The following is a 24,432-nucleotide window of genomic DNA, read 5'->3' on the forward strand; positions in this document are numbered from 1 at the left end:
GCTTCGCCATCGGGCTCAGCTCCGCCGGCCATTCAGGCCGTGGCGCCGACGCCCGTCATGCACTAAGATCGAATCCGGACCACCCGTTCGGGGCAGACCAGTGTCTTGGGCGGACACGCGAGGCATGGGGCGTCCCTTTCGTAGCCGCCCTACGAGCGATTCCACGAACTCCTCAACAGCGTGGTGGTCAGGGAAGCGAACGCCGTCACCCGGCTTCAGCCCAGCCGACGCTAGGGTAGCGACTGAGATCCTTGGATCTGCCCCAGAGGCCACGCCGTTCCGGTGTGTCGCCCATAGAGTATCGAGCCTCCGTGTCTCGGCATCGGCGCGTCGGCAGGCTTCAAGCTTGTCGGTGGTTTTCAGGCTGAAGAATAGCTTCGGGCGAGGTTTGCCAGTTGTTGGCTCACGGTGCAGTCCCCGGCAGTCTTTGGGAATGCGGCGGCGATAATATCAAGTGTTTGCCTTGAGTTGAATGTGCTCACACATGATCCGAAAAGCGCCGGTCTGAAGGAGGAGAACCACGGTGTGTAACCACGTGTGTTACCTGCCGCAACCCGGTTCTCTGGGTAAGATCTTGGTATTGGTACCGAATATCTGAGGAGTGGCGGACAGAGAGGGATTCGAACCCTCGAGACGGTTCCCCGCCTACACACTTTCCAGGCGTGCGCCTTCGACCACTCGGCCACCTGTCCGTGGAGCCGCTTCTACAGATGCGCGACCGACTGGGCAAGGGGCTCGGATCGCCGCTTTGGAGGTCCGATGATGCAAAAACGACGGCGGGCTGCCGCTTCCTGGCAAGGCTTCGCGGCGGCGTGACTTGAATACTCGCGGTCGGGGCGGTTCACTCCCCGACACGAGCCGCCAACGGAGTCGATCATGCGCTATTCAGGGGTCAGGGTCTTCGCGGAAGCCCTGCGCGGAAACCGCGGTTGGGGCGCGGCCTGGCGCACGCCAGAACCCAAGCCCGCCTATGACCTGCTGATCATCGGCGGCGGCGGCCACGGGCTCGCCACGGCCTATTACCTCGCCAAGACCCACGGGTTGCGCAACATCGCGGTGCTGGAGAAGGGCTACCTCGGCTCGGGCAACATCGGGCGCAACACAACCATCGTGCGCGCCAACTACTTCCTGCCCGGCAACTCGGAGTTCTACAGCCATTCGCTGAAGCTCTGGGAAGGGCTCGAGGCCGAGCTGAACTACAACGTCATGCATTCGCAGCGCGGGCTGATCAACCTGTTCCATTCGGACGGGCAGCGCGACGCGGCCGCCCGGCGCGGCAACGCGATGATCGCGCAGGGCGACGACGCGATCCTGCTGGACCGCGACGGCGTGCGGAAGATCCTGCCCTATCTCGACTATGACAATGTCCGCTTCCCGGTCTACGGCGGGCTCTACCACAAGCGCGGCGGCACCGCGCGCCACGATGCCGTGGCCTGGGGCTATGCCCGTGGCGCCGACCGGCTGGGCGTCGACCTGATCCAGAACTGCGAAGTGACCGGCATCGACGTGGAGAACGGCCGCGTCACCGGGGTGCAGACCAGCCGCGGCGCGATCCGGGCGAAGAAGGTCGGCATCGTCACCGCCGGCCGCTCGGGGCAGGTCGCGGCGATGGCGGGGCTGCGCCTGCCGATCGAGAGCCACATCCTGCAGGCCTTCGTGACCGAGGGGCTGAAGCCTGTCATCGACCATGTCGTCACCTTCGGCATGGGGCATTTCTACATCAGCCAGTCCGACAAGGGCGGCCTCGTGTTCGGTGGCGATCTCGACATGTACGCCTCCTACGCCCAGCGCGGGAACCTGCCGATGGTCGAGCATGTGATGGAGGCGGGGATGACGCTGATGCCGATGATCGGCCGCGCCAAGGTGCTGCGGCAGTGGGGCGGCATCATGGACATGACGCCCGACGGCTCGCCGATCATCGACCGCACCCCGATCGAGGGGCTCTACATCGACTGCGGCTGGAACTACGGCGGCTTCAAGGCCGTGCCAGCCTCGGGCTGGTGCATGGCGCATCTGATGGCGACCGACACCCCGCACGAGGTCGCCCGCCGCTTCCGGCTCGACCGCTTCCTCACCGGGCACCTGCTCGACGAGGAAGGCACCGGCAGCCAGCACAACCTGCACTGAGAGACCAAGGCATGCGCATCGACTGCCCCCTCTGCGGGCCCCGCGACATCCGCGAATTCTACTACAAGGGCGCGGCGGACTACCTCGACCGGCCGGCCGAGGATGCCGGCCCCGAGGCCTGGGACGCCCATCTGCACCTGCGCGCCAACCCCGAGGGGCCGCTGGACGAGCTATGGTACCACACCGCCGGCTGCACCTCGTGGCTGGTGGTGACGCGCGACACGAAGACCCATGTGATCTCGGCCGTGCGCGCCGTCGATGCGGGGGAGACGCCATGAGGATCGACGGCAAGGGCCTGATCGACCGCAGCGCGCCCCGCGGGTTCAGCTTCGACGGCGTGGGCTATCAGGGCTTCGCAGGCGACACGCTGGCCTCGGCGCTGCTCGCGAACGGCGTGCGGCTGGTCGGGCGCAGCTTCAAGTACCACCGCCCGCGCGGCATCCTGACCGCGGGATCCGAGGAACCAAACGCGCTGGTGACGACCGGGCAGGGCGCCGACCGCACTCCCAACGTCCGCGCGACGATGCAGGAGCTGTTCGAGGGGCTGCAGGCCGAAAGCCAGAACCGCTTCCCCTCGCTGGCCTTCGACCTTCTTGGGGTGAACGACCTGCTCTCGCCCTTCTTCGGGGCGGGGTTCTACTACAAGACCTTCATGTGGCCCGCGGCGTTCTGGGAAAAGCTCTACGAACCCGCAATCCGCCGCGCGGCCGGGCTTGGCGCGCTGTCGGGCCAGCACGACACCGCGACGCATGAGAAGGCCTTCGCCTACTGCGACCTCCTGGTGATCGGTGCGGGGCCCGCGGGGCTGATGGCGGCGTTGACCGCCGCCCGCGCCGGGGCCGAAGTCATTCTGGCGGACGAGGACGCGCGTCTGGGCGGCCGGCTTCTGTCGGAAACCCAGCTGATCGACGGCCGTCCCGCCACCGCCTGGGTGGCCGAGGTCGCGGCCGAGTTGGCGCAGCTTGGCGTGCGGGTGATGCCGCGCACCACGGTCACCTCGGTGCATGACGGCGGCAGCTTCGGAATGCTCGAGCGTGTGGGCCTGCATGTCGCGCGCGCCCCGGCCGATCTGCCGCGCGAATGCTTCTGGCGGGTCACGGCGCGGCAGGCGGTGCTGGCCGCGGGCGCGCAGGAACGGCTGGTCGCCTTCCCGATGAACGACCGGCCGGGCGTGATGCAGGCTGGCGCGGTGCGCACCTATCTGAACCGCTACGGCGTCGCCGCCGGCAAGCGCGTCGCGGTCTTCGGCAACAACGACAGCGCCCACCAGACCGCCTGCGACCTCATCGACGCCGGCATCGAGGTGGCGGCGCTGATCGACAGCCGCCCCGGCACCGTGCTGAGCGAGCTCGACATCCCGGTCTATGCCGGGGCGCAGGTCATCGACACCGCCGGCCGCCGCGGCCTGACCGGGGTCAGCGTCGCGACCGCCAGCGGCACCGTGCGGCTCGAGGCCGACTGCCTTGCCGTCTCGGGCGGCTGGAACCCGGCGGTGCACCTGACCTGCCACCACAACGGCCGCCCGGTCTGGGACGAGGCGATCGCCGCCTTCGTCCCGGCGCCGGCGGGCAGCCCCGGCTCGGTCCCGGACCTGATCCCCTGCGGCGCGGCCACGGGCAAGTTCACCACCGCCGCCTGTCTGCAGGACGGACAGCGCGCCGCGACAGAGGCGCTGGAACGGCTCGGGCTGACGGCAGGCCCCGCCGATCTGCCCGCGACCGCGGACGGCACCTATGCGATCGCCCCGCTCTGGGCGGTGCCCGGCAAGGGCCGTGCCTGGCTCGACATGGCCAATGACGTGACCACCAAGGACGTGAAGCTGGCCGCGCAGGAGGGCTTCCGCTCGGTCGAGCACATGAAGCGCTACACCACGCAGGGCATGGCGCCGGATCAGGGGCGGCTGTCGAACATGGGCGCGCTGGCGGTGCTGGCCGATGCCACCGGGCGGGGCATTCCCGACACCGGCACCACCACCTATCGCCCGCCCTTCACCCCGGTCTCGATCGCGGCGATGGGCGCGGGCGGCCGGGCCGAGGGCTTCGCGCCGCAGCGGTTCACCACCTCGCACCGCGCCTCGGTCGAACGCGGCGCCCCGATGATCGAGGCCGGGCTCTGGTACCGGCCGAGCTACTTCCCCCGCCCCGGCGAGACCAGCTGGCGGCAGGCCTGCGACCGCGAGGTGGTGACCGTGCGCAGCACTGTCGGCACCTGCGATGTCTCGACGCTGGGCAAGATCGACATCCAGGGCCGTGACGCGGGCCGGTTCCTCGACCTCGTCTATACCAACACCTTCTCGACCCTGCCGGTCGGCCGCGCCCGCTACGGGCTGATGCTGCGCGAAGACGGGCTCGTGATGGACGACGGCACCACCGCGCGGCTGGCCGAGGACCACTGGCTGATGACCACCACCACCGCCGCGGCGGGCGAGGTGATGCGCCATCTCGACTTCGTGGCGCAGGCCTTCTGCAAGGGCTGGGACGTACGCTTCGTCTCGGTGACCGAGGCCTTCGCGCAATTCGCCGTCGCGGGGCCGCTCGCGCGCGAGCTGCTGGACGGGCTTCTCGACGCGCCGGTCGACCTGCCGTTCATGGGCTGCGGCCCGGTCGCCCTCGGCGGGATCGAGGCGCGGCTGTTCCGGATCTCGTTCTCGGGCGAACATGCCTACGAGCTGGCGGTCCCCGCCCGCTACGGCGAGGCGCTCTGGCGCGAACTGGTGACGCGGGCCGAAGCCCTTGGCGGCTGCGCCTACGGGATGGAGGCGCTGAACGTCCTCAGGATCGAGAAGGGCTTCATCACCCATGCCGAGATCCACGGCCGCACCACTGCCTTCGACATCGGCCTGCAGGGGATGATGAGCCCGAAGAAGGACTTCATCGGCAAGGCCGCGGCCGCCCGCCCCGGCCTGATCGGCGAGACCCGCCAGCAGCTCGTCGGCCTGCGCCCGATCGAGCCGGGGCCGCTCCTGACCGCCGGCGCGCATCTCTTCGCGCCCGAGGCCGCGCCGGTCCGCGAGCACGATCTGGGCTATGTCACCTCGGTCTGCCATTCGCCGACGCTCGGCACCGCGCTGGGCCTCGGCTTCCTCGCCAATGGCCGCGCCCGGCATGGCGAGATCATCCGCCTCCTCGACCGGCTGCGCGATGTCGACGTGCTCTGCGAGGTGACGCATCCCGTGGCCTATGATCCTGAAGGAGCGCGCGCCCGTGGCTAACCTCTATGCCAGAAGCCCCGCCGAGGGCCTCGTCCCGCTCGCGATCGGCACCCTGACGCTGGACGAGCGCCTGCCCGGCCGCATCACTTCGGTCGCCCCCTACGAAGGACAGGAGGCCGCGACGGAACAGGCCCTGCAGGCACTGGGCCTCGGCTGGCCCGCGCCCGGCACCGGCCTGGCTGGCGCCGTCGCCGCCTGCCTCTGGACCGGCCGCGGACAGGCCTTCCTGACCGGCATCGCGCCCGAGGGGCTGGCCGGCCTCGCCGCCCTCACCGACCAGTCCGACGCCTGGACGGTGCTGACCCTGACAGGGCCCGACGCACGCGCGGCGCTGGCGCGGCTCACCCCCCTCGACCTGCGCCCGGCCGCCTTCCCCGAGGGCGCCGCCCAGCGCAGCCTTCTCGGCCACATGTCCGCGATCCTGCGCCATTGCGGCCCCGACAGTTTCGAGGTCTGGGTGTTCCGCTCGATGGCCGCCACCGCCGTGCACGAGCTGTCGGTCGTCATGCGCAGCCTCGCCGCCCGCGCCGCCCTGACCTGACCTGACGCCCGCCCCTTCGGCTTGGTAGAAATATTCCGAGGGAGCGCGGCACGCGCGGGGGCAGGGCCCCTCTTCGCGTCTTTCGCATTGGTGCAGATATCCCGGGGGAGGCGCCCGCAGGGCGGCGGGGGCAGAGCCCCCTGCACCGCTTCCCAAGGCCGCGCTTTCAGGGGGCGAGGAAGCTCACCCCCGGCATGGTCGCGATCGTCGCGCAATCCGCGTCGTAAAGCGCGGTGATCTCCTCGATCAGCGCGGCGTCCCAGCCGGGCAGCGCCACCTCGACCTCGATCTCGTCCTCGCGCCCGAACTTGCCGAGGAAGGCCGAGACGATCTTGCGCCGCTGCACCGCGCTCACCGGGCGGTGCTGGTCGAGATAGGCGCGCATCCGCTGCACGCCCTCGGGGGTCATGATCGACTGGGCGATCTCGTGATCGGCAGCCAGCGGCACCTCGGCGGGCAGGGCGGCGATCCCGTGCAGCACCTCGGGCCAGATCAGCGGCGTGTCCTCGTTGCACCAGGTCACGACCTTTGCCCGCGGCACTGCGTCGACGATCTGCTCGATCACCGGCAGCCAGCGCAGCGCCTGCGGGGCCATGCCCTCCATGAAGTCGCCGTAGCCCACGCCCTCGAGCCGCGACAAGAGCGCCGGCACCAGCGTCGCGGGGTTGCGCATCGCCAGGTGGAACTCGACCTGCGCCTCCGGGAACAGGTTCGCCAGCGCCGCGGCCTTCTTGCCGGCAAGGCCGTAGAAGGCGCCCTCGGCCACCACCCGGCGCGGGATGCACAGGAAGAACTCGTGGCTGAAGATCACCCGCTCGGCCCGGTCGTCATCCATCACCGCGTCCAGGATCACGTCCTGGATCTCGCGGCTGGCGGGCTGGCCGCGCAGCTTGACCAGCGTCTCGCGCAGCACGGCGCGGTAGCGGGCGGGGGGCGGGGCCACGGTGTGAACCTCGGCCAGCTCGACGCGGCCGCGCTGAAGCCCCCGCACGAGGCGATCCTCGTCGGTGCAATGCGCCCCAAGGTGAAAGACGACCTGCATCGCTGCCGTTCCGTTCGGTTTCTAAGCTGACCGTTGGCCCTGACTAGACCGCCTATATACGGCCATTTCTGGACAGGGAAACGTCATTCCTGTATCGGCGGGGCATGGATGTCCCCTCGACCGAAGCCCCCTACCGGCGCGAAGAGGCCCGGGCCGCGGCGGGCTGGGCCTGGTCGGCGGGCGCGCTGGCCATCGCCGCGCTGATCGCCGCGCCGATCCTGTCGGTGCTGTGGCTGGCCTTCCACCCGACCGAGAACATCTGGCCGCATCTGCTGTCCACCACCCTGCCGCGCTACCTTGGCAACACGCTGGCGCTGGCGGCGCTGACCGGGGCCTTCGCGGCGGCGGTCGGCACCGGGGCGGCCTGGCTCATCGCGATGTACCGCTTCCCCGGATCGCGGGCGCTGGAGTGGCTGCTGCTGCTGCCGCTGTCGGTGCCGGCCTTCGTCGGCGCCTGGGCGCTGGTCGACTTCCTGGAATACGCGGGCCCGGTGCAAAGCGGCCTGCGCGCGACCTTCGGCTGGGCCACGGCGCGCGACTATTGGTTCCCGGACGTGAAGACCCGGCTTGGGGCGGCGGTGGTGCTGGCCTCGGCGCTCTATCCCTATGTCTACCTCCTGGCCCGCGCCGCCTTCCGCGAGCAGCCGGGCGGCGCCTACGAGGTCGCGCGCGCCCTCGGCACCGCAGGGCCGCGGTTGTTCTGGCGCGTGGGCCTGCCGCTTGCCCGCCCGGCGATCGCCGCGGGCACCGCCATCGTGATGATGGAGACCGTCGCTGATTACGGCGTGGTCAGTTACTTTTCCGTGCAGACGCTGACCACCGGCATCTTCACCACCTGGCTCGAGCTGCGCAACGCCGGCGGCGCCGCGCAGATCGCCTGCCTGATCCTGGGGCTGGTGCTGGCGCTGGTCGCGGTCGAGCGCGCCTCGCGCAACCGGCTGCGCCACTACCAGTCAGCCCGCCAGCCGCGGCCGGTGGCGCGGATGGCGCTGACCGGCTGGCGCGGCGCCGCCGCCGGCCTGGCCTGTGCGGCGCCCATCGCCGCCGGCTTCGCGCTGCCGGTGGGGGTGATGGGCTGGCACGCGGCGCATGCGCCCGGCGCCTTCGTCGCGCCCGGGCTGGTCCGGGCGCTGACCCATACCCTGACCACCGCCTGCACCGCCGCCGCGATCACTGTCGCGCTGGCGCTGATGATGGTCTATGGCGCGCGGATGGCCGGTCGCGGCCTGCCGCGCCACCTGCTGCCGGTCACGGCGCTGGGCTATGCCGCGCCGGGGGCGGTGCTGGCGGTGGGGCTGCTGATCCCGCTCGCCGCCCTCGACCACTGGCTGGCCGATGGCCTGCTGGCGGCGACGGGGCATGACCCGGGCCTTCTGCTGACCGGCTCGGCCGCGGCGATCGTGCTGGCCTATGTCGTGCGGTTCTTCGCCATCGCGCAGGGCTCGACCGACGCGGCCTTCGGACGGGTCTCGCCCTCGCTGCCGATGGCGGCGCGCTCGCTCGGGCGCACGGCGGGGGGCACGCTGCGCGCGGTCTATCTGCCGCTGATGCGCGGCACCGTCGGCTCGGCCCTGCTGCTGGTCTTCGTCGACTGCGTGAAGGAGCTGCCGGCGACGCTGCTTCTGCGCCCCTTCAACTACGAGACGCTGGCCACCCGCGCGCAGGAACAGGCCAGCCTCGAACGGCTGTCCGAAGCCTCGCCCGCCGCGCTGCTGATCATCGCCGTCGGTCTTGTCGCGGTGGCCTTCCTCGCCCGCGCCACCCGCGAGAAGGCCCGCCGCTGAGCGCCCCCGGCGTCTTGGGACTTGAGCGGATTTCATCATCTTCATGTCGAACATGAATTTGGCTTCCGCTTTCGCAACGCCTATCTAGCGGCCGAACGCCCGCGAGCCCTCGCGCGGGCCGATGGAGTTTGCCCGATGACCAGCCCCCGCCGTTCCCCCGTCTTCGACCGCCTGATCGCCGCCGCGCGCGAGCGGATCCTGATCCTCGACGGGGCGATGGGGACGCAGATCCAGCAGCTGGGCCTCAGCGAAGACGACTTCACCGGCCATGGCTCGGGCTGCGCCTGCCATCACCACTCCGACCATCCGCAGAAGGGCAACAACGACCTTCTGATCCTGACCCAGCCGCAGGCGATCGAAGAGATCCACTATCGCTACGCCAAGGCCGGCGCTGACATCGTCGAGACCAACACCTTCTCGTCCACCACCATCGCGCAGGCCGATTACGGGATGGAGGGTGCGGTCTATGACCTGAACCGCGAAGGCGCGCGCATCGTGCGCCGGGCGCTCGACCGTGCCACGGCAGAGGATGGGCGCGAGCGCTTCGTCGCCGGCGCCCTGGGCCCGACCAACCGCACCGCCTCGATCAGCCCGGACGTCAACAACCCCGGCTACCGCGCGGTCAGCTTCGACGACCTGCGCGTGGCCTATGCCCAGCAGATCCACGGGCTGATGGATGGCGGCGCCGACATCCTCCTGATCGAGACGATCTTCGACACGCTGAACGCCAAGGCCGCGATCTTCGCCTGCGAGGAGGTGTTCCTCGAAAAGGGCACCCGCCTGCCGGTGATGATCTCGGGCACGATCACCGACCTGTCGGGGCGCACGCTGTCGGGCCAGACGCCGACGGCCTTCTGGAACTCGGTCCGCCACGCCGACCCGTTCACCATCGGGCTGAACTGCGCGCTGGGCGCCCGCGCGATGCGCGCGCATCTGGCGGAACTGTCGTCCGTCGCCGACACCTTCATCTGCGCCTATCCGAACGCAGGCCTGCCGAACGAGATGGGGGCCTATGACGAAAGCCCGGAATTCATGGCGAAACAGGTCGCGGAATTCGCGGCCGAGGGGCTCGTGAACATCGTCGGCGGCTGCTGCGGCTCGACCCCCGAGCACATCCGCGCGATCGCCGAAGCGGTGGCGAAATACCCGCCCCGCGCGATCCCCGAGGTCGCGCCGCAGATGCGCCTGTCGGGGCTCGAGCCCTTCACGCTGACCGACGACATCCCCTTCGTGAACGTGGGCGAGCGCACGAACGTCACCGGCTCGGCCCGGTTCCGCAAGCTGATCACCAACGGCGATTACGCGGCCGCGCTGGACGTGGCGCGCGACCAGGTGGAAAACGGCGCGCAGATCATCGACGTGAACATGGATGAAGGCCTCATCGACTCGAAGCAGGCGATGATCGACTACCTCAACCTGATCGCGGCCGAGCCCGACATCGCCCGCGTGCCGGTGATGATCGACAGCTCGAAGTGGGAGGTGATCGAGGCAGGGCTGAAATGCGTGCAGGGCAAGGCGATCGTCAACTCGATCTCGATGAAGGAGGGCGAAGAGGCCTTCCTGCATCACGCCCGCCTCGCCCGCGCCTATGGCGCCGCGGTCGTGGTCATGGCCTTCGACGAGCAGGGCCAGGCCGACACCGAGGACCGCAAGGTCGAGATCTGCAAGCGTGCCTACAAGCTGCTGACCGAGCAGGCGAACTTCGCGCCCGAGGACATCATCTTCGACCCGAACGTCTTCGCCGTGGCGACCGGGATCGAGGAACACAACGACTACGGCGTGGCCTTCATCGAGGCGACGCGGCGCATCACCACCGAGATGCCGGGCGTCCATGTCTCGGGCGGCATTTCCAACCTGTCGTTCAGCTTCCGCGGCAACGAGCCGGTGCGCGAGGCGATGCATGCGGTGTTTCTCTACCACGCCATCCAGGCGGGGATGGACATGGGCATCGTCAACGCGGGCCAGCTCGCGGTCTATTCCGAGATCGAGCCCGAGCTGCGCGAGGCCTGCGAGGACGTGGTGCTGAACCGCCGCGACGACGCGACCGAGCGGATGCTCGAGGTTGCCGAGAAATGGCGCGGGCAGGGCGCGGGTCCGGCGAAGGAGCGTGATCTGGCCTGGCGCGAGTGGACCGTCGAGAAGCGGCTGGAACATGCGCTGGTCAACGGCATCACCGAGTTCATCGAGGCCGACACCGAAGAGGCGCGGCTTCAGGCCGAGCGTCCGCTGCACGTGATCGAGGGCCCGCTGATGGCGGGGATGAACGTGGTGGGCGACCTCTTCGGGTCGGGCAAGATGTTCCTGCCGCAGGTGGTGAAATCCGCGCGGGTGATGAAGGCCGCCGTGGCGGTGCTGCTGCCCTACATGGAGGAAGAGAAACGGCTTTCCGGCGGCGAAGGTCGCCAGTCTGCTGGCAAGGTGCTGATGGCCACGGTGAAGGGCGATGTCCACGACATCGGCAAGAACATCGTCGGCGTCGTTCTGGCCTGCAACAATTACGAGATCATCGATCTGGGCGTCATGGTGCCCGCGACGAAGATCCTGCAGGTGGCGAAGGACGAGGGCGTCGACATCATCGGCCTGTCGGGCCTGATCACGCCGTCCCTGGACGAGATGGTGCATGTCGCGTCCGAGATGGAGCGCGAGGGCATGGCGATCCCGCTGCTGATCGGCGGCGCGACCACCTCGAAGGTGCACACCGCGGTGAAGATCCACCCGGCCTATGCCAAGGGGCAGGCGGTCTATGTCACCGACGCGAGCCGCGCGGTGGGGGTGGTGTCGCAGCTGCTCTCGCCCGAGCAGACGCGGGCCTATGTCGAAGGGGTGCGCGCCGATTATGCCGAGGTCGCCGAGCGTCACGCGCGCAGCGAGGCCGCGAAGAAGCGCCTGCCGCTGGCGGCGGCGCGGGACAATGCGCTCAAGCTCGACTGGGCCGGTTTCGCGGCGAAATCCCCCGCCTTCACCGGCGCGAGGGTGATCGACGACTGGGATCTGGCCGATCTCGCGACCTACATCGACTGGACGCCCTTCTTCCAGACCTGGGAGCTGAAGGGCGTGTTCCCGAAGATCCTCGAGGACGAGGCGCAGGGCGCCGCCGCGCGCCAGCTTTTCGAGGATGCGCAGCGGATGCTGGGGCAGATCGTGGCCGAGGGCTGGTTCAAGCCGCGGGCGGTGGTGGGCTTCTGGCCGGCGAATGCGGTGGGCGACGACATCCGGCTTTGGGCGGATGACGCGCGGACCAAGCCCTTGGAAACGCTGCACACCCTGCGCCAGCAGGTCGCCAAGCGCGACGGGCGGCCGAACGTGGCGCTGGCCGATTTCGTGGCGCCCGAGGGGCATCAGGATTGGGTCGGCGGCTTCGTGGTGACCGCCGGGGCCGAAGAGATTGCCATCGCCGACCGGTTCAGATCGGCGAACGACGACTATTCGGCGATCCTCGTGCAGGCGCTGGCCGACCGCTTCGCCGAGGCACTGGCCGAGGCGCTGCATGCCCGCGTCCGGCGCGAGCACTGGGGTTACGGCGCAGACGAGGCCTTCACCCCGCAGGAGCTGATCGCCGAGCCCTACAAGGGCATCCGCCCGGCGCCCGGCTACCCTGCGCAGCCCGACCATACCGAGAAACAGGCGCTCTGGCGGCTGCTGGACGCCGAGGCCGCGACGGGCGTGCAGCTGACCGAGAGCATGGCGATGTGGCCGGGCTCGTCGGTCTCGGGCCTCTATATCGGCCATCCCGACAGCTATTATTTCGGCGTCGCGAAGGTCGAGCGGGACCAGGCCGAGGACTATGCGCGGCGCAAGGGCATGACCCTGGCCGAGGTCGAGCGCTGGCTGGCGCCGGTGCTGAACTACACCCCCGCCGGGGCGGTGGCCGCGGAATAATCTTCCGAGACGGACGGAAAAGGCCCGCCCCTGCGAGGGGGCGGGCCTTTTGCTGCCAAGCGTCTGAGGCGGTTCGAAAATCGGGGGGTGATATCCGTGCACCCGCCGTACACCCCGCGGACACCCCCCGCGCGCTGTCCACCGACACCGCGTTAGGATTGCCGCGCCCAGGCGCAGGGGGGCGCGGGGGGGGGCGCGTCTCCCCCCGACCCTGTTTCAGCGGTTGTCCGGGACCCCGTCGCCATCGGCATCCACCTCGCCGCCGGCCTCGGGCGGGGCCTCGTCGCGCTGGGGGTGGACGGTGCGCGCCGGGGCGGGCGCGGCGGGGGCGGGGCGCAAAGCCTCGCCGTTCAGGATCCGGACCTCGCGCTGGGCGAAGGGGATCTCGATCCCCTCCTCGGCGAAGCGCCGGGCGATCTCGTGATTCAGGTCGGACTTGGTCGAGAAGCCGAAGTTCACGTCCGAGACCATCGCCCGGATCTCGAAATCGAGCGAATCCGCGCCGAAGGCGATGAAGAAGGCGCGGGGCGGCGGGTTCACCATGATCAGCGGATGGTTCTGCGCGATCTCCAGCAGGATCGCCTCGACCTTGCGGGTGTCGGTGCCATAGGCCACGCCCACCGGCACGATCACCCGGCCCATCAGGTTGCCGCGCGTCCAGTTCACCACCTGCCCCGAGATCAGGTCGGCGTTGGGGACGATCACCTCGGTCTTGTCGAAGGTCTCGATCCGGGTCGAGCGGACCGAGATCGACTTCACGATGCCCTGCCGCCCGCCGGCCTCGATCCAGTCGCCCTCGCCCACGGGGCGCTCGATCAGCAGGATGATGCCCGAAACGAAGTTCTGCACGATGTTCTGCATGCCGAAGCCGATGCCCAGCGACAGGGCGCCCGCGACGAAGGCCAGCGACGAGAGCGAGATCCCGGCCGCGCCCACCGCGGCCAGCACCGCGAGCGAGATGCCGATGTAGCCAAGGCCCGAGACGACGGCGTTCTGCCCGCCCTTGTCGAGCTTGGTGCGCGGCAGCACCGTCGAGCGCAGCGCGCCCTGCACCAGCCGGGTGATCAGCATCCCGAAGCCGAAGACCAGCGCCAGCGTCAGGAGGCTGGTCGGGTTCAGGGTGATGCCGCCCAGCGTGATGCCGGTGGTGACACGGGTCCAGAGATCGGACATGTCGGTGGCGCGTGCGCCCCAGATCAGCGCCAGCGCCGGCAGCGCGGCGATCATCAGCACCGCGGTGAAGACCACGGGCATCAGCGCGGTCTCGGCGCTGTCGCGCCGCGTCGCCAGCAGCCAGGCGTCGGTGGCAAGCTTCTGCAGCAGTGCCAGCAGCGCGAACAGCGCCAGCGTCGCCACCGTCGACCAGGTCAGCGCCGAGCCGAGCTTGGCCCAGCCGGCCCCGGCCAGCAGCGGGCCGACCAGCGCCACCGCGACCAGCGCGAGGCCGATCAGCGCCACCACCTGCCGGAAGAAGGTGCCGTGGGCATCGACGGTATCGGCCCCCTGCCGCGCGGCCCAGCGGCGGAAGAGCCGCCCCAGCCGCCACAGCGACAGCGCCGCGCCGATCTGGATCGCGAAGACCAGAAGCGCCTGCCCGGCATCGCCCGCCCCGGTCAGGAAGGCCGAGCGGAAGGCCTCGAGCGCGGAGGTCAGGCCCAGCACCCAGATATGGGCGCGGGCCTCGGCCTGGCGTTCGGGGGCGAGCGGCACGGTCGCGTCGGCCGAGCCGGGGAAGCTGGCGCGCCCGATCCACGAGGCGATGAACAGCGGCACCAGCAGCAGCGGCGCGGTGGAGAGGCCGAGGCCAGGGCCCGAGCCGGGCGTGCGCGCCGGGAACAGGCCCGAGGTCTGCAGCGCCACGGCCAGCAGCCCGAGCCCGATCGTCGGCACGATCACCTCGCCGATCGACAGGAGCGAGCCCGCGAGGCGCTGGGCGCGGTGTTCCTGCGAGGCGCGCAGGCGCTGGGTCCAGTGATGCACGAGGCGCGGGCCCTGCCAGAGCAGCGTGATCGCCACCGCCAGCAGGATCAGGAAGGCCGGCAGCCGCTCGCCCAGCGTCGCGGGCTTGGTGAAGCGGTCGACGCCGGTCGCGATCTCGGCGCCCACCTGGCCAAAGCCGCGGTGGATGTCGCCGAAGGCCGCGCCCCAGTTCGTCGGGTTGAAGGGGGCGGGCTGGGTCGCCAGCAGCTCGGTCTTCGAGCGGTCGCGCTGCAGGCTGTCGATCTCGCGGATGATGCCGTCGGCGCGGCTCCAGGCCTCGGTTGCGGCGGTGCGCGGCGCCTCGAGCTGGGCGAGCTGGTCGTTCAGTTCCTTGCGGCGGGCGGCGATGTCCTCGGCCTCGGTCGCGCCTTCGGCCGGGACCGGGCCCAGCGCGTCGATCTGGCCGCGCACGGTCTGGATCCGGCTTTCGCCCGCGGTCCGCGCCTGCGCGAAGCGGTCGCGCCAGCCGTCGACCTCGGTGCGCAGGGCGGCGAAGGCGCTGTCAGAGGCCCGGCCGTCCTCGATGGCGGTTTCGGCCCGTGTGGCGACCTGTGCCCAGGCGTCGTAATCGACCGCCGGGGCGTCGCCGTTCTGGGCCCAGGCGGGCCCCGCGGGCAGGAGCGGCAGGGCGGGCGAAAGCCCCGCCGCGGCCAGGAGAAGGACGAGAAGAAGGCGGGGCAGACGGGTCATGATGCTCGGGCGCTCTTGATGGCGATGCGCCCGAGGTATCAGTCTTCGTAGACCTCGGGAAGTTCCGCCGCGTCGCGGTCGAGCCAGCCGGGCACCGGCAGCGCCTTTTCGCGCAGGAAGTCCGGGTTGAAGAGCTTCGACTGGTAGCGGGTGCCGTAGTCGCAGAGCACGGTCACGATGGTGTGGCCCGGCCCCATCTCGCGCGCCAGACGGATGGCGCCGGCGACGTTGATCCCCGACGAGCCGCCAAGGCAGAGCCCCTCTTCCGAGAGCAGGTCGAAGACGATCGGCAGCGCCTCGGCATCGGGGATGTTGTAGCTGAAGTCGGGGGTGAAGCCTTCGAGGTTGGCGGTGATCCGGCCCTGGCCGATGCCTTCGGTGATCGAGTTGCCTTCGGACTTCAGCTCGCCGGTGGTGTAGAAGCTGTGCAGCGCCGCCCCGTCGGGATCGGCCAGCGCGATCTTCACGCCCTTGGGCTGCAGCGCCATGCCGACGCCGGCGAAGGTGCCGCCCGAGCCCACGGCGCAGACGAAGCCGTCGACCTTGCCGCCGGTCTGTTCCCAGATCTCGGGGCCGGTCGTCTCGATATGGGCCAGGCGGTTCGCGGTGTTGTCGAACTGGTTGGCCCAGATCGCGCCGTGCTTTTCGGTCTTGGCCAGCGCCTCGGCCAGGCGGCCCGAGTAGCGCACGTAGTTGTTCGGGTTCTTGTAGGGCGCGGCCGGGACCTGGACGAGCTCGGCGCCCGCAAGGCGCAGCATGTCCTTCTTTTCCTGGCTCTGGGTTTCCGGGATCACGATCACCGTCTTGAAGCCCATCGAGGCGCCGACCAGCGCAAGGCCGATCCCGGTGTTGCCGGCGGTGCCCTCGACGATGGTGCCGCCGGGCTGCAGCAGGCCCTTGTTCACCGCGTCCTCGATGATGTAGAGCGCGGCGCGGTCCTTGACCGACTGGCCGGGGTTCATGAACTCGGCCTTGCCCAGGATTTCGCATCCGGTCAGCTCCGAGGCCTTCTTCAGCCGGATCAACGGCGTGTTGCCGACGGCCGCGGCAAGATCGGAACAGATGCGCATGGCGGGACTCCCGGTATTTCCTGACATAGTCCTATGCCGAGGCCGCGGACGTCTCAAGGGCGGCGGACAAGAAGGGGAGGGCGTTCGGCGCCTCTGACGCAGCGTGGAACTTGGTTCCGCGGCCCGCGCGTGCCGTGGACCGTTCTTGCGCCGCGCCGGCGCCGCGGGTCCGGCATCGGTCCGGGTTTGGCCCGGTTCGGGTGGCGCAGGGGCCGGGTCAGGGGCCCGGCGGCGGCGGCCCGAGCACCGCGGCGAGGCGCGCGAAGCTGGCCGCGGCCGCCGGCGCGCTTTCGGCGAAGAAGGCGTCGAGCGCCGGCCAGACCGCCACCGCCGCGTCGATCAGCGGATCGCTGCCCGGGCTGTAGAGCCCGGCGCGCAGCATCAGCTCGACCCGTTCATAGGCGCCGAGCAGCCGGCGAGCGCGGCCGATCAGGCGGTTCTCGTCCTCGGACGCGGCCTCGGGCAGGGCCCGGCTGACCGAGCGCAGCACGTCGATCGCCGGGAACCGCCCGCGTTCGGCGATCTCGCGGTCGAGCACGATATGCCCGTCAAGGACGCCGCGCAGGATGTCGGCCACCGGTTCCTCCATGTCCGAGCCGGCGACGAGCACCGAGAAGATCGCGGTGATGTCGCCCGCGCCTTCGGGGCCGGGGCCGGCGCGTTCGGCCAGCGCCATGATCTGATGCGCGGTCGAGGGCGGGAAGCCGCGCAGCGTCGCCGGTTCGCCGCCGGCCAGCGCCACCTCGCGATGCGCCTCGGCGAAGCGGGTGATGGAATCGACCAGCAGCAGCACCTGCTTGCCCTCGTCGCGGAAATGCTCGGCCACGGTCATCGCCGCCCAGGCGCAGCGGCGGCGCATCAGCGGCGACTGGTCCGAGGTGGCGGTGACCAGAACAGCCCGCGCCATGCCATCGGGGCCCAGCACCCGCTCGACGAAATCGCGCACCTCGCGCCCGCGCTCGCCCACCAGCCCGATCACCACCACATCCGCCGCAACGTCGCGCGCGAGCCGGCCCAGCAACGAGGACTTGCCCACGCCCGAGCCCGCGAAGAGCCCGATCCGCTGGCCGCGCACCAGCGGCAGCAGCGTGTCCATGACCGCGAGCCCGGTGTCGAGCCGCGCGCCCAGCAGCCGGCGCCGCGCCGCGGGGGGCGGCGGGGCCAGCAGCGGGCGTTCGACCGGCCCGCGCGGCAGGGCGCGGTCGTCGAGCGGCTGGCCGGTCGGATCGACGATGCGCCCGATCCAGCCCTCGCCCGGCGCGATGCCGCCCTGCCCGGTCAGCACCACCCGGTCGCCCAGCGCGACCCCGCCGGCATCGCCCATCGGCAGCACGTCGACCCGGTCGGGGGCGAGGCCCACGATCTCGCCGGCCAGGGCGGCGCGGCCCTGGCAGCTGATGCGCACGCTGTCGCCCAGCGTCGCCTGCCGGCCGAGGCCCGCGACGGTGACGATGCCGCGCGCGATCGCCTCGACCCGGCCAATGGCGCGGACGGGACGCAGGTCCTGGATCTCGGCGGCCAGAAGCTCGATCTGCGGCATCGGGACCCTCGCGGCAGGGTGTTTCTTGCGGTTTCCGGGGCGTTCACCCTGCAAGGCTTTCTAAACGACTCAGGCTTAAGCCTTGGTTGAAAGGGAGAAGCCCGATGTTCGACACACCCGAGATCATGCAGCGCGCCCAGGCCTTCGCGCGCTATGCCGCGGACCGCCAGACCGCGATTGCCGGCAATGTCGCCAATGCCGACACGCCCGGCTACCGCGGCCGCGACCTGCCCGCCTTCGATCCCGATGCCGGCCAGCTGCCGCTGCGCCGTACCCGGGCCGAGCATTTCGGGGCCGGCAGCCTGTCGGTGCCGGGGGCCGAGGTGCGGGCCAAGGCCACCAGCCTGTCGCCCAACGGCAACGATGTCTCGCTCGAGGACGAGATGGTCGCCTCGGTCGAGGCGCGGCGCCAGCACGACCTCGCGCTGGCGATCTACGGCAATGCGCTGACGATGCTGCGCAGCACGCTGGGGCGGCGCTGATGGCGACGCTGGGCGATTCGATGGATGTCTCGGCCAGCGGCATGCGCGCGCAGGCGCTGCGGCTGCGGATCAGCGCCGAGAACATGGCCAATGCCGACACCCCCGGCTATCGCCGCAAGCTGGTCGGCTTCACCGCCGACCGCGAGCCCGGCCCGCAGGGGCGGGTGACCACCGGGCCGGTGCAGCTCGACCAGAGCGAGCCGGCGAAGATCCTCGATCCCGGCCATCCGCTGGCGGATGCGCAGGGCTACCGGACCGGGTCGAACGTGCGCAGCGTCATAGAGATGGCCGACGCGCGCGAGGCCCAGCGCAGCTACGAAGCCAACCTGCGGATGTTCGACCAGGCCCGGCAGATGTCGTCGCGCCTGCTCGAGCTTCTGCGCCGCTGACCGGAGGGGTCATGGACCTGAGAACGACACTCGCCTCGCTCGGCTATCAGAAGGCGCGGCCGGCGACCGCCGCCGACGGCACCGACCGGGTGCTGCCGCCGCCGCTGAAGGCGGTGCAGAGCTTCACCGAGGATCTGCGCAAGACCGAGGATCTGGGGGTGAAGGCGCTGGGCGGCGGCGATTCCGACCCGCATGCGCTGGTGCAGGCGCTGGCCGAGACCAGCCTTGCGGTCGAGACCACGGTCGCGGTGCGCGACAAGGTCGTGGAGGCCTATCAGGAGATCCTGAGGATGCCGATCTGATGCTGGCCGAGGGGCAGATCTTCGACGTGCTGCGGCAGGGGCTGTGGGTCTCGGTCCGGCTGGCGGCGCCGCTGCTGGCGGTCTCGCTGCTGGCGGGCCTGACCATCGGCCTGCTGCAGGCGCTGACAGGGATCCAGGAGATGACGCTGACCTTCGTGCCGAAGGTGGCGCTGATGCTGGCGGTGTTCTGGGTGACCATGTCGGGGATGACCGCGGCGCTGGTCGATTTCTTCACGCGCGGGCTGCTGCCGCTGATCGCGCCCGGCGGATAGGATGGAAGGGGGCTAGGATGGACAATGCCGTCTATGCACTGCTGAACCGCCAGTCCGGGCTGCTGTCGGAATTCGACGTGGTGGCGAACAACATCGCCAATGCCTCGACCCCCGGCTTCCGGCGAGAGGGCGTGGTCTTCGCCGAACATGTCCGCGCGCTGGCCCCGGTCGAGCCGGATCTGGCGCTGGCCGATGCCGCGGGGCGGGTGATCGACCTCGCGCAGGCGCCGCTGAAGCGCACCGGCGGCGCGCTCGACTTCGCCATCGAGGGCGAGGGCTTCTTCCAGATCGGCACGCCCGAGGGCATCCAGCTGACCCGCGCCGGCAGTTTCGTGATGAACGACGCGGGCGAGATCGTGACCGCGGATGGCCATGCGCTGCTGGATGCCGGCGGCGCGCCGGTCACGGTCCCGCCGGGCTCGGGCGCGCTGCGGCTGGCGCCGGACGGGACCTTGTCGGGCACCACCGGGCCGATCGCCGATCTCGGGCTGGTGCTGCCGGCCGATCCGACCCGGCTGTCGCACCGCGCCGGCACCCGCTTCGCCGCCGAGGGCGGCACCGTCCCGGCCGAGACCTCGCGCATCCTGCAGGGCTTCGTCGAGGGATCGAATGCCGATGCGGTGACCGAGGTCGCGCGGATGATCGAGGTGCAGCGCAGCTACGAGATGGGCCAGAGCCTGCTGACCTCCGAGGACGAGCGGATCCGCACCGTCGTCACCACCCTGGGCAGTTGAGGAGAGCGAAGATGAGAGCCCTGCAGATCGCCGCCACCGGCATGAGCGCCCAGCAGATGCGGGTCGAGGTGGTGTCGAACAACCTCGCGAACATGTCGACCACCGGCTACAACACCCGCCGCGCCGAATTCGCCGACCTGCATTACCAGCAGGCGGCCCGGCCCGGCGCGATCAATGCCACCGACGGCACGGTGCTGCCCACCGGCGTGCAGCTGGGGCTGGGGGTGCGGCCCTCGTCGGTCACGATCATGACCGGGCAGGGCACGATCTCGCAGACCGGCAACGACCTCGACATCGCGATCGAGGGCAACGGCTACATCGAGGTGACGCTGCCCTCGGGCGGCTCGGCCTTCACCCGGGACGGCGGGCTGAAGCGCTCGCCCGACGGGGTGATCGTCACCTCGGACGGGTACGAGGTGGCGCCGGGGATCACCATCCCCACCGACACCCGCAGCCTGACGATCAACGCCAATGGCGAGGTCTATGCCTATTTCAACGGCGACGCGACGCCGCAGCTGCTGGGGCAGATCACCCTGGCGGGGTTCGTGAATCCGAACGGGCTCGAGGCGATCGGATCGAACCTGTTCCTGGAAACCGGTGCCTCGGGCCCGCCGACGGTGGGGGCCCCGGGCGAGGATGGGTTGGGCACGCTGCGCCAGGGCTATCTCGAGGAGAGCACCGTCGATCCGGTCTTCGAGATCACCGAGCTGATCGAGGCGCAGCGCGGCTACGAGCTGAACGCCAAGGTGATCGCCGCCGCGGACCAGATCCTCGGCGCCACCGTTCAGGTGCGCTGATGCGGTGGCCTTCCGGGATGCTGGCGCTGTCGCTGCTGTGGGCGAGCCTGGCGCCGGCGGCGCTGGCCGAGGCGGCGCCGGACACCCTCGATGCGACGGGCACCACCGCCGCGACGGGCACGCTGGCCGCGACGGGCACGCTGGTCGCCGCGCGCACCCTGCCTGCGGGCACGGTGATCGGTCGCGACGACGTGCGGCTGGCGCCCGGGGAGGGGGCTGCGAGCGGCGGGCCCGGGCCCGAGCAGGTTCTGGGCCTGCAGACGAGGGTCGCGGTCTATGCCGGCCGGCCGCTTCTGGCGGGCGACCTGACCGCGGCCGCGCTGGTGCTGCGCAACCAGCGCGTCGGGCTGGTCTATCGCGACCGCGGCCTGACGATCCGCACCGAGGGGCGCGCGCTCGAGGAGGCCGCGGCGGGCCAGACGGTGCGGGTGATGAACATGGCGTCGCGGGCGACGGTGCTCGGCCGGGTGCTGGCCGACGGCTCGGTGGCGGTGGGACCGGAGGAATGACATGGCGCGACTGATCCTGATCGCGATCCTCGCGCTGGCGCTGCTGCCGGGCTGCGAGCGCATGAAGCAGGTGGGACGCCTGCCGCAATTCACCCCGGTCGAGCAGGGCAGCGAATTCTACGCGATGGCGACGCCCGGCCTGCCCGACGAGGTGCTGCGGGTGACGCCGGTCACGGGTGCCTCGCTCTGGTCGCACAACCGTCGCTCGCTTCTGGGCGATCGCCGCGCGCTCAACCGCGGCGACATCCTGACCGTCGTCATCGAGATCAACGACGAGGCGCGGATCTCGAATTCCTCGGGCCGCAGCCGCGCCAGTTCCGAGACGATGGGCCTGCCGGAGTTCTTCGGCCTGCCGCAGGTGCTCGACCGGCAGGTGTTGCCCGAGGGCGGCGGCATGGCCAATGCCGTCTCTGGCACCGGCAATTCCAGCTATCAGGGGGACGGCACGGTGAACCGGAAGGAGAAGCTGACGCTGCGGGTGGCGGCGACGATCACCGAGCAGATGCCGAACGGCATCCTGCGGGTGTCCGGCAGCCAGGAGGTGCGGGTGAATTTCGAGATGCGCGAGCTGCTGGTCAGCGGCTTCGTGCGGCCCGAGGACATCTCGCGCCAGAACGAGGTGACCTATGACAAGCTGGCAGGGGCGCGGATCTCCTACGGCGGTCGGGGCCAGATCAGCGATGTGCAGCAGCCGCGCTATGGCCAGCAGGTCGCCGACATCCTGCTGCCGATGTGAGGGGGGCCGATGGCGCTGCTTCTGCCGCTGATCCTCGTCATCTTCGGGCTCGGGGCCGGGGTCGGTGCGGGGCTGCTGCTGCGGCCCGCCCCCGCGCCGGTGCCGGAAAGCGCGGGGCTGGGCGAGGGCCTGCCCCCCTGCGGCCCCGCAGTGCAGGCGGGTGCCGAGGGCGGCCACGAGGCCGCGGCCAAGGAGGGCGAGGAAGAGGTCAAGAATTCCTTCGTGAAGTTCAACAACCAGTTCGTGGTGCCGGTGGTGACGGGCGAGCGGGTTTCGGCCCTGGTGATCCTGTCGCTGGCGCTGGAGGTCCCGGAGAGCAAGGCCGAAGAGGCGCGGACGCTCGAACCGAAGTTCCGCGACGCCTTCCTGCGGGTGCTTTTCGACCATGCGAACCAGGGCGGTTTCGAAGGGGCTTTCACCGGTTCGAACAACATGAAGATCCTGCACACGGCGCTGCTCGAAAGCGCCCGCGGGATCATGGGAGAGGATGCGATCGACGTGCTGATTTCCGATTACATGCGGCAGGACCGGTGACAGCGGCACGGGGGCGTCGGTCCGGTCGCGCCGCACCTCGGCCGTGCGGACCGACGAGGGATGCAACGCGCGCCCCGGTCCGGCGGGTCAGCAGATCTGGTGTCCCCTCGCCGGGGAGCATTTCGCAGGGCGCCCGGGGGCGCGCGTTGCGAAGCGATCGCCTCGGGAGGTCGCGAGCGGTCGCGCGGACCCTGTCACGGGCACTGTCGGCGCGGAGGGTGGCCGAAGGCGGCGCAGTCGCGCGGTGGCTGTCGCGCCCGCCTGGGCCGGCGGTCAGGCTGACGGCCGGGCGGGCGTCGTGCGTGGGAGACCCCGACCGGTTCGGAGTCTGCGCGCTGCGGGTCGGTGAGCGGTGGCCTGTGACGGCGGGACCGGCCCGGCTGCCCTGCACTCGTTCCGCCGCAGGTCACGGCACCGCCCCGCGGCGCAGTCTGGAAGCGCATCGGTGCCGGGGCGCGCCGGCTGGTTCCTCCCGGGGCGCGCCGGCCCGTTCCGCTCAGCCGCCGAGCTTCGCAAGCTCGTTCACGCAGAGCGCGATGAAGAGCAGTGCCGAGGCGCCGAGCAGCCCGTTCGAGATCCAGCCGTTGCGCCATTCCCGCGGCACCCGGGACGAATTCAGAAGCCAGATCAGGGTGATGGCGAGGAACGGCATGAAGAATGCCCCCAGCGCCCCATAGAGGATCACGAGGAAGAACGGCCGGCCGAGCAGGAACAGCAGCATCGGCGGGAAGGTCAGCCAGAGCAGGAAGAAGCGGAAGGCCCCGGTCCGATGCAGGTCCTCGCGCCCCTCGCCGCGCCGGCCCTGAACGTGGTCGCGCCAGAAGTCCGCGAACAGCAGCGAGACGCCGTGCCAGACCCCCAGCACCGAGGACAGCGAGGTGGCGAAGAAGCCGATCAGGAACAGCGTCGCGATCACCGGACCGAAGCGGTCGTCCAGCACGTCCTTCAGGTCCAGAAGCCCGCGGTCGCCGGACGAGAGCGTGACCTGCGCGGCATGCAGAAGCTCTGCCCCGATGATCAGCATGGCGATCACGAAGATCCCGGTGACGATGTAGGAGACCCGGTTGTCGAGCCGCATGATCCCCATCCAGGCCGGGGTCTGCCAGCCCTTGGCATTCACCCAGTAACCATAGGCCGACATGGTGATCGTGCCGCCGACACCGCCGATCAGGCCCAGCGTGTAGATGGTCGAGCCTTCGGGGATCGTCGGCACCAGTCCGCGCAGGGCCGAGCCGACATCGGGCACCACCAGCAGCGCCACGCCGACGACGATGACGAACATCAGCCCGATCAGCCACTTCATCGCCGTCTCGAAGATCTCGTAGCGGTTCAGCGCCACGAAGCCCGCGCAGATCACCCCGGTCGCCGCCGCCCAGACCCAGTTCGGCAGCAGGTTCGGGAACAGCGCCGACAGCGGCAGCGCGGTCGCGCTCATCGCGGTGGCGCCATAGACGAAGCCCCAGATCAGGATGTAGGTGCCGAAATACCAGGTCGTCCAGCGCCCGAGGCTGCGCCAGCCGTCAAGCATCGTCGCGCCGGTAGCGAGGTGATAGCGGGCCGAGCCCTCGGCCAGCGCGATCTTGACGATGCAGCCGATCACCGCGGCCCAGAGCAGCGCGTAGCCGTAGAGCGACCCGGCGATCAGCGTCGCGACGAGGTCGCCCGCGCCGACGCCTGTCGCCGCCGCCACGATCCCGGGGCCGATCAGCTTCCAATGGCCGGTTCTGGGCGGGGCGCCTGCCGCGTCTTCGCGCGGGATCGGGGTCGCATCCGTCATCGTCATCCTCCTCGAGACCGCGGAGCCCTGCCCGCG

Annotated in this window: 20 protein-coding genes, 1 tRNA gene and 1 pseudogene; 15 read left to right on the plus strand and 7 right to left on the minus strand. The window is 70.5% G+C overall.

The annotated features are described in order from the left end of the window. Positions 1-15: 15 nt before the first annotated feature. Both V8J36_RS22900 and V8J36_RS19405 read right to left on the minus strand, forming a co-directional pair. A pseudogene (locus V8J36_RS22900) lies at positions 16-438 on the minus strand (DUF6538 domain-containing protein); the annotation flags it as partial. 164 nt (positions 439-602) lie between these two features. Beyond that, a tRNA-Ser gene (locus V8J36_RS19405) sits at positions 603-692 on the minus strand. Positions 693-876: 184 nt separating this feature from the next. Here V8J36_RS19405 and V8J36_RS19410 point away from each other — a divergent pair. Genes V8J36_RS19410 through V8J36_RS19425 form a run of 4 tightly spaced genes read left to right on the plus strand, consistent with a single transcriptional unit; the run spans position 877 to position 5,879 of the window. Next, positions 877-2,127, plus strand: coding sequence for a sarcosine oxidase subunit beta family protein (locus tag V8J36_RS19410; protein WP_336468976.1), 1,251 nt, complete (start codon positions 877-879; stop codon positions 2,125-2,127). Positions 2,128-2,138: 11 nt separating this feature from the next. Beyond that, the gene (locus tag V8J36_RS19415) at positions 2,139-2,405 is read left to right on the plus strand and encodes a sarcosine oxidase subunit delta (RefSeq protein WP_336468977.1); all 267 of its coding nucleotides are present in this window, start codon (positions 2,139-2,141) and stop codon (positions 2,403-2,405) included. Beyond that, positions 2,402-5,338: a sarcosine oxidase subunit alpha family protein gene (locus V8J36_RS19420; protein ID WP_336468978.1), complete on the plus strand. Its 2,937-nt coding sequence runs from the start codon at positions 2,402-2,404 to the stop codon at positions 5,336-5,338. Before V8J36_RS19415 ends, V8J36_RS19420 begins: the two co-directional genes overlap by 4 nt. Further along, on the plus strand, positions 5,331-5,879 hold the full coding sequence (locus V8J36_RS19425; RefSeq protein ID WP_336468979.1) for a sarcosine oxidase subunit gamma: 549 nt from the start codon (positions 5,331-5,333) through the stop codon (positions 5,877-5,879). Before V8J36_RS19420 ends, V8J36_RS19425 begins: the two co-directional genes overlap by 8 nt. Before the next feature lie 166 nt (positions 5,880-6,045). Here V8J36_RS19425 and V8J36_RS19430 read toward each other — a convergent pair whose 3' ends face one another. Further along, positions 6,046-6,921, minus strand: coding sequence for a hypothetical protein (locus V8J36_RS19430; RefSeq protein ID WP_336468980.1), 876 nt, complete (start codon positions 6,919-6,921; stop codon positions 6,046-6,048). 104 nt (positions 6,922-7,025) lie between these two features. On the opposite strand from V8J36_RS19430, the gene V8J36_RS19435 reads away from it, so the two are divergent. Further along, the gene (locus tag V8J36_RS19435; protein ID WP_336468981.1) at positions 7,026-8,705 is read left to right on the plus strand and encodes an ABC transporter permease; all 1,680 of its coding nucleotides are present in this window, start codon (positions 7,026-7,028) and stop codon (positions 8,703-8,705) included. A 135-nt stretch (positions 8,706-8,840) separates the two neighbouring features. Continuing rightward, positions 8,841-12,584, plus strand: coding sequence for a methionine synthase (metH, locus tag V8J36_RS19440; RefSeq protein ID WP_336468982.1), 3,744 nt, complete (start codon positions 8,841-8,843; stop codon positions 12,582-12,584). A 216-nt stretch (positions 12,585-12,800) separates the two neighbouring features. On the opposite strand, the gene V8J36_RS19445 is transcribed toward metH, so the two are convergent. From V8J36_RS19445 to V8J36_RS19455, 3 genes are all read right to left on the minus strand, one after another. Further along, positions 12,801-15,254: a DUF3772 domain-containing protein gene (locus V8J36_RS19445; RefSeq protein ID WP_336468983.1), complete on the minus strand. Its 2,454-nt coding sequence runs from the start codon at positions 15,252-15,254 to the stop codon at positions 12,801-12,803. 38 nt (positions 15,255-15,292) lie between these two features. Beyond that, positions 15,293-16,324 carry a cysteine synthase A gene (locus V8J36_RS19450; RefSeq protein WP_336468984.1) on the minus strand — a complete coding sequence of 344 codons (1,032 nt, stop codon included), beginning with the start codon at positions 16,322-16,324 and terminating at the stop codon, positions 15,293-15,295. Positions 16,325-16,541: 217 nt separating this feature from the next. Then, positions 16,542-17,864, minus strand: a complete 1,323-nt coding sequence (locus V8J36_RS19455; RefSeq protein WP_336468985.1) for a FliI/YscN family ATPase — start codon at positions 17,862-17,864, stop codon at positions 16,542-16,544. A gap of 104 nt (positions 17,865-17,968) precedes the next feature. Between V8J36_RS19455 and V8J36_RS19460 the strand changes: the two genes are divergently transcribed. The 9 genes from V8J36_RS19460 to V8J36_RS19500 are packed head-to-tail and all read left to right on the plus strand — an operon-like array spanning position 17,969 to position 22,619. Beyond that, positions 17,969-18,346 (plus strand): FlgB family protein, encoded by a 378-nt coding sequence (locus V8J36_RS19460; RefSeq protein WP_336468986.1) that lies wholly within the window; start codon positions 17,969-17,971, stop codon positions 18,344-18,346. Then, on the plus strand, positions 18,346-18,735 hold the full coding sequence (flgC, locus tag V8J36_RS19465) for a flagellar basal body rod protein FlgC (RefSeq protein ID WP_336468987.1): 390 nt from the start codon (positions 18,346-18,348) through the stop codon (positions 18,733-18,735). The genes V8J36_RS19460 and flgC overlap by 1 nt, the downstream gene beginning before the upstream one ends. A gap of 11 nt (positions 18,736-18,746) precedes the next feature. Next, positions 18,747-19,037 (plus strand): flagellar hook-basal body complex protein FliE, encoded by a 291-nt coding sequence (gene fliE / locus V8J36_RS19470; RefSeq protein ID WP_336468988.1) that lies wholly within the window; start codon positions 18,747-18,749, stop codon positions 19,035-19,037. A 2-nt stretch (positions 19,038-19,039) separates the two neighbouring features. Further along, complete coding sequence (locus V8J36_RS19475; protein ID WP_336469053.1) at positions 19,040-19,309, plus strand: flagellar biosynthetic protein FliQ; 270 nt, start codon at positions 19,040-19,042, stop codon at positions 19,307-19,309. A 17-nt stretch (positions 19,310-19,326) separates the two neighbouring features. Next, the gene (locus V8J36_RS19480; protein WP_336468989.1) at positions 19,327-20,043 is read left to right on the plus strand and encodes a flagellar hook-basal body complex protein; all 717 of its coding nucleotides are present in this window, start codon (positions 19,327-19,329) and stop codon (positions 20,041-20,043) included. An 11-nt stretch (positions 20,044-20,054) separates the two neighbouring features. Beyond that, the gene (flgG, locus tag V8J36_RS19485; RefSeq protein ID WP_336468990.1) at positions 20,055-20,840 is read left to right on the plus strand and encodes a flagellar basal-body rod protein FlgG; all 786 of its coding nucleotides are present in this window, start codon (positions 20,055-20,057) and stop codon (positions 20,838-20,840) included. Then, on the plus strand, positions 20,840-21,349 hold the full coding sequence (flgA, locus tag V8J36_RS19490) for a flagellar basal body P-ring formation chaperone FlgA (RefSeq protein ID WP_336468991.1): 510 nt from the start codon (positions 20,840-20,842) through the stop codon (positions 21,347-21,349). Before flgG ends, flgA begins: the two co-directional genes overlap by 1 nt. A 1-nt stretch (position 21,350) precedes the next feature. Beyond that, on the plus strand, positions 21,351-22,085 hold the full coding sequence (gene flgH / locus V8J36_RS19495; RefSeq protein ID WP_336468992.1) for a flagellar basal body L-ring protein FlgH: 735 nt from the start codon (positions 21,351-21,353) through the stop codon (positions 22,083-22,085). A gap of 9 nt (positions 22,086-22,094) precedes the next feature. Continuing rightward, complete coding sequence (locus V8J36_RS19500) at positions 22,095-22,619, plus strand: flagellar basal body-associated protein FliL (RefSeq protein WP_336468993.1); 525 nt, start codon at positions 22,095-22,097, stop codon at positions 22,617-22,619. A 496-nt stretch (positions 22,620-23,115) separates the two neighbouring features. Here the strand turns inward: V8J36_RS19500 and V8J36_RS19505 are convergent, their stop codons facing one another. Next, positions 23,116-24,396, minus strand: a complete 1,281-nt coding sequence (locus tag V8J36_RS19505; protein ID WP_336468994.1) for an Nramp family divalent metal transporter — start codon at positions 24,394-24,396, stop codon at positions 23,116-23,118. Positions 24,397-24,432: the final 36 nt, after the last annotated feature.

Origin of the sequence: Frigidibacter sp. MR17.14, from assembly GCF_037095735.1 — a bacterium.
Taxonomy (GTDB): Bacteria; Pseudomonadota; Alphaproteobacteria; order Rhodobacterales; family Rhodobacteraceae; genus Frigidibacter.